14 protein-coding genes and 1 riboswitch are annotated in these 15,811 nt (G+C 32.5%); of the genes, 5 read left to right on the forward strand and 9 right to left on the reverse strand.

The window, feature by feature from the left end; all coding sequences use genetic code 11:
• Positions 1-9: 9 nt before the first annotated feature.
• Complete coding sequence (locus ADJ83_RS25680; protein ID WP_204375772.1) at positions 10-159, forward strand: hypothetical protein; 150 nt, start codon at positions 10-12, stop codon at positions 157-159.
• Between the two features lie 278 nt (positions 160-437).
• Here ADJ83_RS25680 and ADJ83_RS25290 read toward each other — a convergent pair whose 3' ends face one another.
• On the reverse strand, positions 438-581 hold the full coding sequence (locus tag ADJ83_RS25290; RefSeq protein WP_109767414.1) for an anti-repressor SinI family protein: 144 nt from the start codon (positions 579-581) through the stop codon (positions 438-440).
• A gap of 26 nt (positions 582-607) precedes the next feature.
• Positions 608-694, reverse strand: a riboswitch (cyclic di-GMP riboswitch).
• A 255-nt stretch (positions 695-949) separates the two neighbouring features.
• Here ADJ83_RS25290 and ADJ83_RS15470 point away from each other — a divergent pair.
• A complete protein-coding gene (locus tag ADJ83_RS15470) occupies positions 950-1,702 on the forward strand; it encodes a WecB/TagA/CpsF family glycosyltransferase (protein ID WP_048718253.1) in 753 nt (250 codons plus the stop codon).
• A 176-nt stretch (positions 1,703-1,878) separates the two neighbouring features.
• On the opposite strand, the gene ADJ83_RS15475 is transcribed toward ADJ83_RS15470, so the two are convergent.
• The gene (locus ADJ83_RS15475) at positions 1,879-5,472 is read right to left on the reverse strand and encodes an alpha-amylase family glycosyl hydrolase (protein WP_035416837.1); all 3,594 of its coding nucleotides are present in this window, start codon (positions 5,470-5,472) and stop codon (positions 1,879-1,881) included.
• A gap of 68 nt (positions 5,473-5,540) precedes the next feature.
• Between ADJ83_RS15475 and ADJ83_RS25685 the strand changes: the two genes are divergently transcribed.
• The 3 genes from ADJ83_RS25685 to ADJ83_RS15485 all read left to right on the forward strand — a co-directional run bounded on the left by ADJ83_RS25685 (position 5,541) and on the right by ADJ83_RS15485 (position 7,421).
• The gene (locus ADJ83_RS25685; RefSeq protein ID WP_155986807.1) at positions 5,541-5,678 is read left to right on the forward strand and encodes a hypothetical protein; all 138 of its coding nucleotides are present in this window, start codon (positions 5,541-5,543) and stop codon (positions 5,676-5,678) included.
• A gap of 280 nt (positions 5,679-5,958) precedes the next feature.
• Positions 5,959-6,921: a UDP-glucose 4-epimerase GalE gene (gene galE, locus ADJ83_RS15480; protein ID WP_031540389.1), complete on the forward strand. Its 963-nt coding sequence runs from the start codon at positions 5,959-5,961 to the stop codon at positions 6,919-6,921.
• A 110-nt stretch (positions 6,922-7,031) separates the two neighbouring features.
• Positions 7,032-7,421: a VOC family protein gene (locus tag ADJ83_RS15485; RefSeq protein WP_031540388.1), complete on the forward strand. Its 390-nt coding sequence runs from the start codon at positions 7,032-7,034 to the stop codon at positions 7,419-7,421.
• Positions 7,422-7,690: 269 nt separating this feature from the next.
• Here ADJ83_RS15485 and ADJ83_RS26285 read toward each other — a convergent pair whose 3' ends face one another.
• The 7 genes from ADJ83_RS26285 to ADJ83_RS15520 form a co-directional block, all read right to left on the reverse strand.
• Positions 7,691-9,580 carry a CDP-glycerol glycerophosphotransferase family protein gene (locus ADJ83_RS26285; protein ID WP_031540387.1) on the reverse strand — a complete coding sequence of 630 codons (1,890 nt, stop codon included), beginning with the start codon at positions 9,578-9,580 and terminating at the stop codon, positions 7,691-7,693.
• 12 nt (positions 9,581-9,592) lie between these two features.
• Entirely contained in the window at positions 9,593-10,774 is a 1,182-nt protein-coding gene (locus ADJ83_RS15495) for a CDP-glycerol glycerophosphotransferase family protein (RefSeq protein WP_031540386.1), read from the reverse strand.
• Positions 10,775-10,818: 44 nt separating this feature from the next.
• Positions 10,819-11,844 carry a ribitol-5-phosphate dehydrogenase gene (locus ADJ83_RS15500; RefSeq protein WP_031540385.1) on the reverse strand — a complete coding sequence of 342 codons (1,026 nt, stop codon included), beginning with the start codon at positions 11,842-11,844 and terminating at the stop codon, positions 10,819-10,821.
• A complete protein-coding gene (locus ADJ83_RS15505) occupies positions 11,837-12,553 on the reverse strand; it encodes an IspD/TarI family cytidylyltransferase (RefSeq protein ID WP_031540384.1) in 717 nt (238 codons plus the stop codon). Before ADJ83_RS15505 ends, ADJ83_RS15500 begins: the two co-directional genes overlap by 8 nt.
• A 230-nt stretch (positions 12,554-12,783) precedes the next feature.
• A complete protein-coding gene (locus ADJ83_RS15510) occupies positions 12,784-13,956 on the reverse strand; it encodes a CDP-glycerol glycerophosphotransferase family protein (protein ID WP_031540383.1) in 1,173 nt (390 codons plus the stop codon).
• Positions 13,949-14,344 carry a glycerol-3-phosphate cytidylyltransferase gene (gene tagD / locus ADJ83_RS15515; protein ID WP_031540381.1) on the reverse strand — a complete coding sequence of 132 codons (396 nt, stop codon included), beginning with the start codon at positions 14,342-14,344 and terminating at the stop codon, positions 13,949-13,951. The genes ADJ83_RS15510 and tagD overlap by 8 nt, the downstream gene beginning before the upstream one ends.
• A gap of 251 nt (positions 14,345-14,595) precedes the next feature.
• On the reverse strand, positions 14,596-15,525 hold the full coding sequence (locus ADJ83_RS15520) for a LytR family transcriptional regulator (protein WP_031540380.1): 930 nt from the start codon (positions 15,523-15,525) through the stop codon (positions 14,596-14,598).
• Positions 15,526-15,811 lie beyond the last annotated feature (286 nt).

Here is a 15,811-nt window from a genome sequence, read left to right on the forward strand (position 1 = left end):
GAGGTAAGGATGGTGAATAATGCACCAGATTTAATGGTTACATTAATTAAAATGCAAGCAAAGACAAATGAAAAATTAGAACAATGTAATAGAAGAATAAAGCAATTAGAACATATTATTCACATGGAAAACATCTCGCGTACTTCCCCAACATCTTAAGACTTTCACCCTATACACTACTCACACCCATTATCTTTCCGTTTCAAAATTCATTTGAAACAATCAATCTTTTAATAGAAAAAATCAATAAACTCCCCCAAGAAATCCTTCTTTTTTGAAAGTGCCTAATGAGGCGCTTTTTTTGTGAATTATTGAACAATATTATTGTATGTAAAGGCGGCATGAAAGGTACATTGGCTTATGCTTTTGCAAAAAAAATAACCTTAAAAATAATTAAGGCTAAAACGTTATCATTATTGAATATTCTGATATTGTGTTCAATTGCTATCTTCTAATATTGTTAATAGGGCACGTACTTCTTCTTGGGTGAAGCCTTGCTTTTTTGCCTCCATTATGAGTGTTATCCATTCACTGTCCAAATTACTTTTCGTCAAAACATCTGTGGGAAACAAATTAATCATGATAATTAACCTCCTTATAGAGAATATAAGGTGACCCAGCCATCATAGTAAAAATCTACCTTAGACCTGAAGCTTTGCGTCCCACCCTTTCAGATGGTTTGCCTTTATCTGATAATTGTACAAGTAAAATTTTATCACTATTGTGCTAATGTTAACAACCTTTTCATATACAATCTTTCGACATATTTCAACATATGCATAGTGAATATTTCTGTTTAATAGAAGGGTTGTTGAGAAAATAGAATGCAAGCCTTTTTTCCTTTAGAAATGTTACGAGTAAACCATCACTAGCCTTAATTGTTTCTAGGAGACAATTTTTATATAATAGAAAGGGGCTTTTTAAAAATTTTCTCATTAGGGGATACAAAATGGATAAGAAATGGCTAGGAAATTTAAAAGTAGATGTTTTAGGCTCAAAAGAAGCTATTACATATATAAAAGAAAAACTGGAGAAAAAAATTGCATCGGATATTTTTTTTCTAAATGACCATGGATATAATATTGCACAAAAGGATTCGGAATATCGCGATATGTTAAATAATGCAGATTTATTGTTAAATGATGGAATCGGTATCGAAATGGGTGCTAAGTTTTTTGGCTTTTCTTTTAAGGAAAATTTAAACGGTACAGATTTTATCCCTGCATTATTTGAATCATTAAATGAAGAGAAGAGTAACCAATATCGAGTGTTTCTTTTAGGCGCTAAGCCTGGCATTGCACAAAAAGCTCAAGAGCGGTTGCAGGAAACCTATAAGAATATTTTATTTGTAGGCAATCAGGATGGATATTTTCCGAAAGAAAATACCGATCGGATCATCCATCAGATTAATGAGAGTAAGGCAGATATTCTTTTAGTAGGTTTTGGGATGCCCTTGCAGGAACGATGGATTAGGGAACATCGCTCGAAGGTAAAGAGTACCATTACGATGGCAGTTGGGGCATTTATCGATTTTTCGTCTGGCGAAGTAGTAAGAGCACCCAAAATATTCCGTGATCTTCGCTTGGAATGGCTATATCGGATGGGGAAAGAACCAAGAAGATTATGGAAACGTAATGTTGTTGGACATGCTTCCTTTTTCTATTCTATTTTTAAGCAAAGAAAAAGGAAAACGAGTAAATAATGATTGATTGTAAAAGTGAAAAATTGATTGGAATGTACAAAGTAAAATTTAAAACAAATGTAATCAAACAGCCGTTTCTTTGAGAAACAGCTGTTTGATTTACTTTAAATCCCATTTCTAAATTTATTATTGTATTACTTAGACGATAGGAATGTTCTTAATTGTCCTATGAATAGTTATTCATTTGCTACATGTTTTTTTCTGCGTAAAAATAGTACTGTCCCGATTACGAGCAAACTTAAGCCTATGAATAGAAGGTTATAAGAAGCAGTTGCTGTATTAGGGAGCGTTTTTCCATTTTCTTCATTTTGATCGCTAGTAGATTCAGATCCTTGATTAGAGTTCTGGTTATTGGAATCGCCTAAATCAGATTTATCATCATCACTGTCATCAGATGTTGGTGGTGAATCAGAATCAGTATCTCCAGGAGGAGAAGATACTTCTGTATCTGCTTGGTCAGCATCTACCAATAAAATGGTACCCCCGTCTTCTCTAGAAGGTAAGGTTATAGTAATTTTATCTTCATTGACTGAATATGTTTTCCCAGAATAGATATCAACCGCTTCCTTTGCAAACGGAACTTCAAAAGTTGCTTCTGTTGGTGAATCTTTCGTATTTAGCCCAACAAAGATCTCTTTATCTTCATATTCGCGTTTGAAAACAGAATAGCCTTCTTCGTCGCTTCCAGATACTTGAGAACGTGTTCCCTTTGAAAAGACATCTGAGTATTCTTTTCTAGCATTTAATAGTTTTGTATAGTGTGTTAGGACGTCATTGTTTTCAGTTAAATTCCAATCAATAGTATATCGATTATCATAGTAAGGATAATTATTTGCTCCTGATAAACCTAATTCTTCACCATAATAAATAATTGGTTGCCCTTTTGCTGTAATTTGTAATGCTGCAGCAAGTTTTAGCTTGCCGATATCTCCATCTAATGATTCTAAGAATCCATCTTCATCATGGCTTCCTAAAAACTGTCCTAATGTACCTGTATTAGATAATTTATTGTTTCTTTCTTCTAAAGCATTCTGAACGCGAATGATATCCCCATTAGCAAAATCTCGTGCTAAATTTTTGAAATCAAAATCAAGAACAGAATCCATCATGCCAGAATTTAAATAGCCTTGATCATCATTTACATGAGCTCCCCAAGCTTCGCCTATTAACTTAAAGCTAGGCATTATTTTGGTTAGTTCATTTTTAAAGTTCATCCATGTTGTATTTTCTACGTGTTTTACTGTATCTACTCGGAAATAATCTATTGTATTTCCTTTTGCTGTTTTTGATTTTTCAATCCAGCTAGTTTGCCAATCGATTATTTGTTCTCGTACTTCTTTATTTTCCGTTAAGAAATCTGGTAGTCCTGATAATTCCCCTTGAACCGTGTCAGTTCCTCCATCACGGAACATACCGTTAAATCGATTTCGATCCTCTTTTGTTGGATAATTGGCAATTTTTCCATCATTTATTGCATCACTATCCTTTAACCCATATCCTGCATGGTTCACAACAACATCGACCATGATTTTAATGCCTCGTTCATGTGCTGCATCGATTAATTCATGAAAATCTTCCATCGTTCCAAAGTGTGGATTTAGTTCTTCAAAATTATTTGCCCAATATCCATGATATGAATAATAAGGAGTGTCATGGTTTTCGTAGCGGACATCGTATTTTATATTTTCAACAATTGGATTAATCCAAATGGTATTGATTCCAAGATTCTCTAGATAATCTAATTTTTCTGTTATGCCTTTAAAGTCACCGCCTTGATATGCACCTGGCTTGCTTTTATCATAGCCAATGTTATATGGATCATTATTAGAAGAATCGCCATCAAAGAAACGATCTGTCAGCATAAAATATATTCTGGCTTCATCCCAGTCAAAATCATCTTCCCCAACCGCTTGTCTTGTTTTCACGGTGATTTTAGCTTTCTCAGTGGTAATATTTCCATATTCATCAACAATAGTTACAGGGATTTCCTTTATTCCGGTAGTTGTATTTTGGTCGATTGCAATTGTTAATTTTTTTAGTTCCGGATCAATCAGTACTTTCTCTTTTCCACCGATCGATTGTAAATCAGCATATATTTCTCTTATAGGGACATCATTTTTTTGAGTATAATCAATAGATAGTACTGCATTCTCATTATATGTCACTTCTTGTGGTTGAATGGATGTTTGAATCGAAATATCTGCTTTTTCATAAGTAAGTATGGACTGTCCATCTTGCGTATTGTATGGGTCTGCTACTTCTGCTTGAACACCATCTATTGTGACAATAAAGGAGTAGGGAAAATTGCCTTCTGGAATATTTTCAACCGTATAGGAAAAACGTTCATTCTTTGATTCTTTTTCCATTTTATAACGCTTATCGTTGAATTTTAATTCCACACTATCAATTTTATCCATTTCATTATTAGCATATAATTGTTTATCTCTATAGTAAAAGATAGCGTTTCCATCTGATAATACAGGTCCATTTACTTCTGGAACAATATAGAGTTCCTCTTGTCCACTAGTCACATAAGCTTTTGTTATTAAATCATTTTTATTAATAGGAATATAGCGATCGCCACTACCTTCTTTTATCGCAGTATCCCAATCTTCTCCTTTGCGTAAGATAAATCCAACACTTTGGGTAACATCATTAACATGGATTTTCGCTGTAGCCATACCATTTAGTGTATTGTCAAAGTCAATTTGATCATCTTTTACCCCAGTACCCCAAACCCAAATATTCCATCCAGTATAATCTTGGTCTTCTCGATCATACATAAACTGGATATGGCGTCTCTCGTAAGTATCATTATTTAAATTTTCAATCGCTTTTATTGCTTCTTCTTTTGAATAGAATACTTTATTGAGGCCTTCTATTATCCATGCTTCGGTCGATTGCTTCCCATTTTTAATAGTAATGGTGTTCTCTGTATCTTGCGCTTCCCAATTTCCTTTACGTGGAATAATCGTTATGCTATTTTCTGGGAAGGAAAACGCTCCGGTTATAAATTTATAAGAGTCATTTTGTTCATTAGTAAAAGAAAACCCTGCCTCTGGTAATCCACTATTATAAATCCATAGATTCCAATTTTCATAGTTTTCATCTAAACGATAATAGTTAATATTATACGTATACATATCTCCAACAATTTCGATTGTCTTTTCTACTTTATCTTCATAGTTTTCTGCAATGATGGTGAATGCGCTATTTTCATTTGCGTTTTCATGAATCATTAGATTCCCATCAACAATTTCAATACCGTCAACATTGTCTTTTAATTTCCAAGTAAGTTGGGAAACTTTTTGAATCGTCCCATTCTCATGAACAATCGTTGCTTCTAATGGATAGGATTTATTCTTTTCTACTTTTGCTGGAAGTATATCTAAATTAATACCTGGAACAATCAATTGACTGTTTCCATCTGCTATTTCTTTGTTTGCAGGATCTGTAATCCATTCGTTGTCAACAATAAATTTATATTGGTACACATTTGCAGCAAGTTCTTCAACATGAAGAGACCAAATGCCATTTTCATCTATTTCCATTGGAATGGCACCATTTTGCCAATCAGTAAAACTTCCAGCAACTAAGACCTCCTGTGCGTCTGGATTTTCATAGATAAATTGAACGGATTTGTCTGCACCAACGACTGGTGAAACTAGTAAATTATCAGCTTGTACCTTTGCACTTGGAAGGTATACCGCCAAGTTACTAAAAATTAGTAGAACGATTAAACATATGGATAAATACGAGTATTTTTTCATATGCAAATTTGACTCCTTTCATTTTTTTATGAGAAACAGAATAAATCTGTTGCTACTAAGGTGATAGAATGAGAAAACGATTGCTTAGTCCGCAAATACTATTCAAAGAAAAATCTCCAGTAAAAATGGAGCAATTAGTGAAAACGATTGCGCTAAGGAGTAAAGGAAGTGTTCCTGTCAATATAGGAGTACTAAAAGAATATTGAAAACGTTTACTATATTACTCATTTAAGATACTATGTATTTGGATTTTTGACAATAGCTTTTTTATTTTTAGAATAGTTATGATAATAATAGGGATAGATAACCAATCTATATAATGCTTTGAAGCTTGGATGAAAACGGTCGATGAAGGAAGAATACTTTCTATTTAGAAACAGTTTTGCAACTATTTTAGAAAAAAAGGAATTTTTGTGAGTAGGATAAGAATGAAATATGGTAAGATAAGGTATAAGTTAAATATATACATAAAGGAGATATCATGTAATGATATTAGTAGTTGGTGGAGCTGGCTATATTGGTAGCCACTTAGTAAAAGAATTAGTAAAAAAGGAAGAAGTAGTAGTATTAGACAATCTTGCTACTGGACATAAAGAAGCAGTTGATTCTCGTGCTGTATTTGTAAAAGGAGATTTAGGAAATGTAGAAGATCTTGAATCCATTTTTTCTAAATATCCAATTAAAGCAGTCATGCATTTTGCAGCATATAGCTTGGTTGGCGAATCTGTGCAAGATCCGTATAAATATTATGAAAACAATGTTGCTAATACATTAACATTATTAAATGTTATGTTGAAGTATAATGTAAAAAACTTTATTTTCTCGTCTACAGCAGCTACATATGGCATTCCGAAAGAAGAGATTATTCTAGAAAGCTCGCTAACATCACCTATTAATCCGTATGGCAGATCGAAGCTAATGGTAGAGCAAATTTTAGCTGATTTCCATGCAGCATATGGACTTCATTATGTTGTCTTACGCTACTTCAATGCCGCTGGTGCACACACATCGGGCGAAATTGGAGAAAATCATGATCCAGAAACACATTTAATTCCGATTATTCTTCAACAGCTATTAGGAGAGCGAGATTCTATTTCCGTCTTTGGTACCGATTATCCTACAGAAGATGGAACGTGTATTCGAGATTATATACATGTAACAGACCTGGCAAATGCCCATATTGCTGCACTAGAAGCACTGTTAAAGGAAACGAAAGCCGCTGAAACATATAATCTTGGCAATGGTGTTGGCTATTCAGTTAAGCAAGTAATTGAAATGTGTGAAAAAGTAACAAGCCGAAAAGCAAATGTAATTCTTAGCGATAGAAGACCTGGAGATCCGGCAAGATTAGTGGCTTCTTCAGACAAAATCTACAATGAGCTTGGCTGGAAAGCAGAAAGAGGCTTAGAAACAATCATTCAAAGTGCTTGGAACTGGCATAATAAATAATTTCAATGGCGAAGGAATATTAATATTTCTTCGTTTTTTTCTAGAGTAAAGGATTATCGAGTCGTTTCCCTACATAGATTATATTATCTATTTAACAAAAGGAGTATTAAATGTTTAAAGTAAATCGAATCCATCATATTGCTATTATCTGCAGCAATTACGAAGTTTCTAAACAGTTTTATGTTAATATATTTAACTTTACACCATTAAACGAAGTATATCGAGAAGAAAGAGACTCCTATAAGCTGGACCTTTTAGTAAATGACAGCTATCAAATTGAACTTTTTTCCTTTCCAAATCCAAAGAAAAGACCGAGTTATCCTGAGGCTGCTGGTTTACGTCATATTGCATTTGAAGTGAATAACATAGAAGAAACTGTACAGTATTTACAATCTAATAATATTACAGTTGAAGAAATCCGGATTGATCCAATTACGTTCAAAAAGTTTACTTTTTTTGCGGATCCTGATGGTTTGCCGATTGAATTATATGAGGCTTAATTAGTATGAGCTTTTCCCTTATATTGAGAAAGGGTACAAACAGTTTGTAAAATAAATTGCTTATCTTGAGAACTTAGTAATCTCCAGCTTCCAGCTTTTATTTTCATATTTATCATCCTTTCTACTAATTATCATCATGTAGTATATATATACCGCGTTTATTTTCATTGAAAACAACAAAATTATCAACAAAAGCTGACAAGTATTTCCCGAGAAATGTCGGGAGATAAGAAAGAAGCCCCCTTTGTAATTGCTAAGGGGGCTTCTACTTAGTTTAACTCATTAAAATTATTAACAATAAGTTGGTCAACTACCCGTTCTGATGATCTTCCATCTAAATCATCAAAGAAATATTTCACGAAAGGCTCGATTTTTTCCATTTTGAAATCTTCCTTTTGAATAATGTCTATCATTCTTTCCGTTGTTTTTGCAAGTGGACCAGGAATAAAGGAATGATAGTCATAGTAGAAGTCACGTGTACGCACATACTCTTCTACATCGTACGCAAAGAATATCATCGGTTTATTTAAAAGGGCGTATTCAAAACATACGGATGAATAATCAGTAATTAAGATATCGGTAATGAATAATAAATCATTGATTTCCCGGTAGGACGAAAAATCATAAAAGAAATCACTAAATTGATAAGGAATACTAAATTCATTTTTTACAAATGGATGAATCTTAAATAGAAACACATATTCATCCTTTAATTCGTTATATAGCTTTTCTAAATTTAGTACTTCCATCGGATAGTGAGCAGACATTTGTCCATTACCACGGAATGTAGGTGCAAACGTAATTACCTTTTTTCCTTTTAAAAATGGATATTCTTCGTATAAGTTATTTCTTACCTCATCTTGATAGTCTTTATCAAAAAAGACATCGGTTCTCGGAATACCTGTTGGAATTACTTTTTCTAAATCAATTCCAAAACCTTCTGCATAATGTTTGGCAACATTTTGGGAGCTAACAATTGCTTTTGTATAATTTCGATGGTTTTTCGATTTTGGCGAAGGACCACCTGGACGACCTAAGCGACTAAAGCCGAACGTTTTAAAAGCACCAACTGCATGCCATAATTGAATTAATTCTGCATTTTTTCTAATAGTAAGTGGATAGATCATTGGATAAAAATCATCAAGAATAATAAACTTTGCAGTTGCCAAATGATAGGCTAAGCTGAATATTTCTCGATAATCCTTTTTTTCATCTACTCCTTTTTTTAGGAGGAGATGATAATCATAATTTAAATTTCTTCTAAGTAATTCATCATACACAAATTGGAAATTTCCACTCATTTCACTTCTGCTATCAGATGCAAAAATTATCTTTCTTGTTTGTAATGGTAATAACTTGCAAAACTTGTAGGTTAGAGAGAAACAACATTTATAAACAATGCGATAAACAATCCCCCGTTGCTTCAGTTCCGCATCTAACCCCATAACAGAAGGATCTAAATCCTTTAGCTTGGAAGATGTAATTTTTAATGTTTTTAATGGTAAATCATAGGTAGCTAAAAGATTGTACTTCATTTCCTTTTTTGCTGTGAAATACTCCATTTTAGCAGAATGGAAGCCATTATCTAGGAAATGTTCAATATTTCCTAAAGGAAAGGACTTCTTATATACTTTATCGCCGAGTACATGTACGTCTAATTCTAAGAAGAGTCGATAGTCTTCTTCAGGAAGTGGTCTATTATGGGAAGTAATCGTTGCAAAGTTAACCTTTGAGCGAAAGCCTGCCCAACTATATTTACTATCAATCGAATCTTTTGTTTTTATATCTTTCACAAGAACATCTTGTAAAGGGATGGAAACTTTTAAACCACTAGTGCTTAATAATATCAAACGCTTTTTCACTAAATCCTCATTCGTCATCGGAATATTCTCTAAGAAAAAATAGCCTTCAATTTCCATGATTGGCCCATTCCAATTTAATTGAGTAATTTTACGACGTGGAATATGTTCTTCGATTTTTCCAGCGATTTCATTAAGGACAGGAAGCGATTCACTTATTTTTTCTTTTTGAATGATAATGCGATCTTCCGTTATTTGAACGGGCTTATCAATACTAAATTCTAACTCATCACGGACTACAGTCCCAGATGATTCAGAAGACGGTCTTCTTCTTAACTTTCGAACAATCTTTCTTAACATACTTATATCTCCTTAGCTTGATAAATCATTAATGGAACTGATTAAATGTGAAACAATTCTTTTAGAGGTGTTTCCATCTGTGTAATCAAAAAATTTCTGTTTAAATGAAATCATTTTTTCGTGATTGTATTGGCCATCATTTAACCATTCTACAAGACTCTCTGTATGAGAGAATATCGGGCCAGGTACTAATGATTCATATTCATAATAAAAATCACGGTCCTGCATATATTCTTTTAAGTCATGAGCATAGAATGCTGCAGGTTTATTCAATAAACTATAGTCAAATATAATAGAGGAATAATCTGTTATAAGAACATTTGTAATTAATAGTAACTCTTCAATCGTAAAATCTTGTTTAATATGGTAAACAAAATCCTTTAAATCATCCTCTACATGAAAAGAAGAGGACATATAAGGATGTAAGTGAACTAAAAAAATGGAGTCCTTTTTTAGCTGTTCTTTCAGTATTTTAAAATTAATAGGACTAACAAACGCGTTCTGCTGATAACTTTTCCCTCGGAATGTAGGGGCATATAGAATGATTTGTTTGTTTGTTACTAAACCTATTTTTTGAACTAATTTCTCTATTACTTCTTCTTTTCGATGATTATCAAAGAAAAAATCTGTTCTGGGAACACCGAGTGGGAAGATTTTGGACTCATTCATATCAAAAGCTTCTGCATAATAAGGAATTACCTCTGAAGAACTTACATATACTTTGGAATAGTTTGAGTGAATCTTGACAGCTTTTAAATATTCTTTACTTGGTCCATTGCGCTTTCCTATAAGACTCATTCCAAATTTTTTAAATGCTCCACAAGCATGCCAAAGTTGAACAATCTCGGTGTCTTTTCTAGGCTTAATTAAATAAACTAGATAGTGATAATCATCGATAATAAAATACTTAGATGTTGCAATATGATAACATTCTTTAATGGAATGAAATAAATAATGAATTTTCCCAGTGAAATCATTCCTGATTTTAAAGAATGATTTCACTAATACAAAATTATCATCTCTATTTTGAAACTCGGTATAAATATATTCTAAATTACCACTTATTTTATTTGAACGAGAGGAAGCAAAAGTAATTTTTTTAGGATTTACTTTAAAGAAAAGACAAAAAAATAAATAAATAAATCGAAAAAATATTTTTACTAAAACAGTAGGTAGCAATTTTATTCTATTCAAAAACAATCTACCTTTCTAAATCTATTGGTTAACCATATATAACCTTATATTTTCCATTCCATGATTGTTTTCCCCCATGAGGAAGTTAAATCTTTTTCAAAAGCTTCAATAATGGATTGAATGGATGTAACTGTTTGGACTTCTCCAATAAGCGTGGAAAAGTAATCAACGATGTCTGGGTATTCCTTATATAAATTAACTGTATTTTGAAAATCAGCACGTCCACTTCTGCTGCTACCAATCATGGTAATGCCTTTTTCTAAAACCATTCGCGTGTTAACCTCTACTGGGTATTCGGATACGCCTAAAATGGAAATTGATCCTTCTGGTACAATTAGGTCAATGCTCTGGTTAATAGCATATTGGCTACCTAAGCCACCAACACATTCGAAGGCATGATCTATTTTTACTGACTCTGGGATATCATCTATTAAATAGGTTTCATCCACAAAAGAGAAGCGATCTAATTTATACTGGGTTTTCCCGAAGGAAATCACTTTACTTTCAGGATATTTTTTCTTTAGTATTAATGACATGATAAAACCTAAATTTCCATCACCCCATACGCCAAATGTATTGCGGCGTTTATGTGATCTCGATTCAAATCTGGTGATGGAATGCATAGCAATCGTAATAAGTTCTGTAAAAGCTGCAACAAATGGGTTCATATCTTCGGGAATTTCGACTAATCGATCTCTTTTTAAAAAGATATAGTCTTGCATGAATCCATCATAACCACTAGATCTAAATCTACTTGAACGTAAGTAGTTCTCTGCAATAAAAGAATCTTCTTCGGTTGGATCATTAGGAACCATCACTACTTTTGTTCCATTAGCGAATTCACCTTTTGGATCATAGACAACCTTACCGATTCCCTCATGAATTAAAGCCATAGGAAGTTTTTTTGCCATCGCTTCCTTTCCGCGAGATCCAGTATAATAACGTTGATCGGCATTACAAATAGATAGGTGGGTTGGTCGCACGACAATCATATCGGATTTTAATGAAAAATCTTGGTAAGTTACTTCAAATTGTCTTGGAGAAACAAGGCGATATACTTGATTAATCATGGTTTATACTCTCCTGAATAATAGCATTGGCTACTTTTAAATCGTAAGGTGTTGTAATTTTAATGTTAAATACTTCACCAGTTACAAGCTTCACTTTTTCTCCTTTCAAAACACAAATTTTACATGCATCAGAAAGGATTGCTTTTTGTTCAGTAGAAAGGGAATAATAGTGCTCTTTTAACATTTTCATATTAAATGTTTGTGGTGTTTGTCCTTGGTACATAAAATCACGCACTGGGATATTAGAGATGGATTCCCCATCCTCTGATTCGACAATTGTATCAATAGCAGAAATAACAGTATCGACAGCCCCAAATTCAAGACCATACTTAATATTTTCCTCAATAATACGATGTGTAATAAATGGTCGAACAGAATCATGAGTTACAATGATATCATCATGGAATAAACCAAATGTATCCTCCACATATTTAATTCCATTCATAATGGTTCCATTTCTATCTTCTCCACCTTCAATTACAACTAAACGGTCACGATTATTGATAAATTTATTTATTATATCATTCGTGTAATTAATCCATTCCTTTGGTGATGCAATAATAATCTTTTCGAATTGGTCGTTTAACAGGAATTTCTCGATTGTATGAATAATGATAGGTTTATCATTTAGTGGAAGGAATTGTTTTGGCATGCTTACATTTCCCATTCTTGTTCCTTTACCACCAGCAAGTATTTCAGCATATATCATATTTTAATACTCCTTTACATGACTTCTGTATCATCAGTCTCTTAATATATTTTTATTATTTTCTTTACATTTATTTAAACCAAACTAAATATACACTTCTTTTCGAGTCATTTCAACAAATACCTTAGTATTTAAAGGAAACGTAATACTTCCAATAACAAAGGGGGTTTTTCTTGTCTCTTAAGTAAAAAAAGGGGATTTATCATCATTTGATAAATCCCTTTTATAAATTATTTTAACCAATTAATAAGTAAATTAGCCACATTTTTACTTGCATTCCCTAAAGAGTATGTATTCCACTCTTTGTGGAATGTTTCGATTTGTCTTTCATCAAAGATGGATTCTTTAATAAAATGAACAATTTCTTCTGTATTATAAGCAATGGGCCCAGGTACAAGTTGTTCATATGGTTCCCAAAAGCCTCGAGTTTGAGAATATTCTTTTAAATCATAAGGATAGAATATCATTGGTTTATGTAAAAAAGAGTATTCAAAAGGGATAGAAGAATAATCAGTAATCAAAATATCTGTTATAAATAGTAAATCATTCATCGTAGGGTAATCAGAAAAATCGTAAATAAATCCCTCATAATTAGTCAAGTCTATAGCATTATTGATACTCGGATGAAGCTTTATAATTAAAATATAGTCTGATTCTAAGTATTCCTTTAAATAAGAAATATTTAAAGGTAATTCAGAAGTTTCCTCTTTATTATCCCTAAAAGTAGGTGCATAGAGAATAACTTGTTTATTTTTCAAAATAGGGTAATTTGTATAAAAATTGTTTTTTACTTTCTCAATATAAGTTTGGTCGAAAAAAATATCTGTTCTAGGTATACCTACTTCAATCATTCGATTTTGGGGAAGGGAAAATGCTTCACCATAAATTTTAGACATTTTTTTTGACCCCGAAAGAATGAAGTCAAATTGGTCATATACAGCAGCAAATCTTTCTTTAGCACCACTCGTTCGATATTTAATACTATAGTCTTTCCAGCCGAACGTCTTAATAGCTCCATTTGCATGCCAAATTTGAAGCTTTTTAACATCATTATTAAATTGAACAGCTGATAAAAACCCAAAATAATTATCCAGTACGACAACTTTAGCCGTTGCTAAATGATAAATCCCTATAAAAAAGGAAACTAAATGTTTAGGTGAGAATAGAACAACTTTATCTCCAGTTGTTATCCGTTCTTTAAAAAAGGAATTCGTTTTATGATCTGTTAAAAAGATACAAGGATATGATTGGGATAACGATTTAAGTTCATTGTAAATAAAATAATTATTTTCTATAAATGACACGCAAAAAACTATTTTCTTCTGTATTGGGAAGAACTTGGCTAACTTGAACAGAAACGAAAATAGTTTTAAGTATATATAAATAGCTATTTCTCTAACCATTTATATTAATGATATCCGTTTTTATTTTTGATGTAGAAATGCCAACTGTTCTAGGTAAATACACGACTTCACAATAGTCTTGTAAAAAGTCGAACTTACCTTTCCAATCATCTCCCATTACAAATACATCAATATTGTGATCGACAACATCTCTAATTTTTTGATCCCAATCATTTTCAATAATCACTTCATCTACATAACGAATAGCTTCCAATATTATTTTACGGTTTTCATAACTATGGAAAGCTTCTTTGTGTTTCAGTTTATTAAATTCGTCACTAGAAAGACCAACGGTTAAATGATCTCCTAATTCTTTTGCACGTCTTAAAATATTTATATGACCTATATGTAACAAGTCAAAAGTACCGTACGTAATAACTTTTTTCATTATAACCTCCTGAATCGAAAGCTTTGTATGGAAATATTTTCAGTATAAAAATTAAGTAGAAAGATAAATTTTGTTTTATTTTATCCAATTAATTTATTTTAATACTTTTATTTCCTATTTACAAGTGCAAGGAAAAGAAGAAGCGAAATGCAGACGTGTATTTATACTTTTCCGAAGTAGAGATTTAATTTATGGAAAAAGCATTCGCTTTTGTCCCGATAAGACTCAGCAAATGCTCTATCTAATTGAATTTAATTTACATTTAGGTGGTCTTTTAATTCTGTTTGAACTCTTGTCTTCTCTTCCTCATCAACGACTAAATACCAAATTTTATTAATCGTTTGTCCAGTTCCTGTAATTGTTATTTGCTCGATGTCATTTGCTGCACTCTTATAGTTAGCTTGAATATCAACCATTTCATCGAAAGTGATATTTGTTTTAATGTTTTTACCAATGGCTTCGAAAATGTTTCCGAAATTAGTTAATGTATTTAAACTAGCACCTTCTTTAATAACAGCTTGAATAATTAAACGCTGACGTAATTGTCGTCCAAAGTCTCCTCTAGGATCTTCCTTACGCATACGGGAGAATTTAAGTGCATCTTCTCCATCGAGCGTTATCTGCCCCTCTGGGAAATGGACACCTTCATATGTAAAGCCAAGGTCGTTATTAACTGTTACCCCACCTACAGCATCTACGATATCTTTAAATCCTTCCATATTAATTTGCATATAGTAATCAATCGGAATATCTAAAAAGTTCTCCACTGTATCCATGGACATTGCAACTCCGCCGAATGCGTATGCATGGTTAATTTTATCTGTTGTCCCATGACCAACAATTTCTGTCCGAGTATCACGTGGGATACTTAGCATCTTAACTGACTTTTTTTCTGGATTAACGGTCATAACGATAATTGTATCGGAACGTCCTGAATCTCCATCGCGTTCATCGACACCAAGCATTAATACAGAAAATGGTTCCTTACTCTTAAGACTTAATGAATTATCACGTTTGGTTGTAACTCGGTCAACCGGTTCATGCATTGTCTCTACCGCTTTATTTAATGAGTGCCAAACTGTATAAACATATGCACCAATCCCAATAATCAATAATAGTAATACAATACCAGTGACACGAAGCCAAGTTCGTTTCTTCTTCTTAGGCTTATCTGATCGCATATAAATAAATCCTCCATATCCTGACAAAATATGATAAAACTAATATAAAGAATAGCAGAAAATAACTATTTTTAATATGTTTTTTTAAAATTAATTGCACTTCCAACTAAACAGTATTCTCTTATTTATGTATAGTTATTTGAATTTTAATTTCATTTAATACATTAAATGTCACTAGTGTCGCATAAATAAGTTCTGAATTTTCAGTTTTAAATTTTCCGTATTTTTTGAAAAAATGAAAACACCAAAACTAAGGTAGTAAACATCCATTTTTTTACTATAACCT

The organism is Bacillus sp. 522_BSPC, assembly GCF_001076885.1.
GTDB classification, from domain to species: Bacteria; Bacillota; Bacilli; order Bacillales; family Cytobacillaceae; genus Niallia; species Niallia hominis.

Excerpts from the sequence above, each read along its gene's own strand:
- tagD (WP_031540381.1), bottom strand. The coding sequence starts at position 14,344 with ATGAAAAAAGTTATTACGTACGGTACTTTTGACTTGTTACATATAGGT.
- ADJ83_RS15470 (WP_048718253.1), top strand. The coding sequence starts at position 950 with ATGGATAAGAAATGGCTAGGAAATTTAAAAGTAGATGTTTTAGGCTCA.
- galE (WP_031540389.1), top strand. The coding sequence starts at position 5,959 with ATGATATTAGTAGTTGGTGGAGCTGGCTATATTGGTAGCCACTTAGTA.
- ADJ83_RS15475 (WP_035416837.1), bottom strand. The coding sequence starts at position 5,472 with ATGAAAAAATACTCGTATTTATCCATATGTTTAATCGTTCTACTAATT.
- ADJ83_RS15485 (WP_031540388.1), top strand. The coding sequence starts at position 7,032 with ATGTTTAAAGTAAATCGAATCCATCATATTGCTATTATCTGCAGCAAT.
- ADJ83_RS25685 (WP_155986807.1), top strand. The coding sequence starts at position 5,541 with ATGAGAAAACGATTGCTTAGTCCGCAAATACTATTCAAAGAAAAATCT.
- ADJ83_RS15505 (WP_031540384.1), bottom strand. The coding sequence starts at position 12,553 with ATGATATATGCTGAAATACTTGCTGGTGGTAAAGGAACAAGAATGGGA.
- ADJ83_RS15520 (WP_031540380.1), bottom strand. The coding sequence starts at position 15,525 with ATGCGATCAGATAAGCCTAAGAAGAAGAAACGAACTTGGCTTCGTGTC.
- ADJ83_RS15510 (WP_031540383.1), bottom strand. The coding sequence starts at position 13,956 with ATGGTTAGAGAAATAGCTATTTATATATACTTAAAACTATTTTCGTTT.
- ADJ83_RS15500 (WP_031540385.1), bottom strand. The coding sequence starts at position 11,844 with ATGATTAATCAAGTATATCGCCTTGTTTCTCCAAGACAATTTGAAGTA.
- ADJ83_RS25680 (WP_204375772.1), top strand. The coding sequence starts at position 10 with ATGGTGAATAATGCACCAGATTTAATGGTTACATTAATTAAAATGCAA.
- ADJ83_RS26285 (WP_031540387.1), bottom strand. The coding sequence starts at position 9,580 with ATGTTAAGAAAGATTGTTCGAAAGTTAAGAAGAAGACCGTCTTCTGAA.
- ADJ83_RS25290 (WP_109767414.1), bottom strand. The coding sequence starts at position 581 with ATGATTAATTTGTTTCCCACAGATGTTTTGACGAAAAGTAATTTGGAC.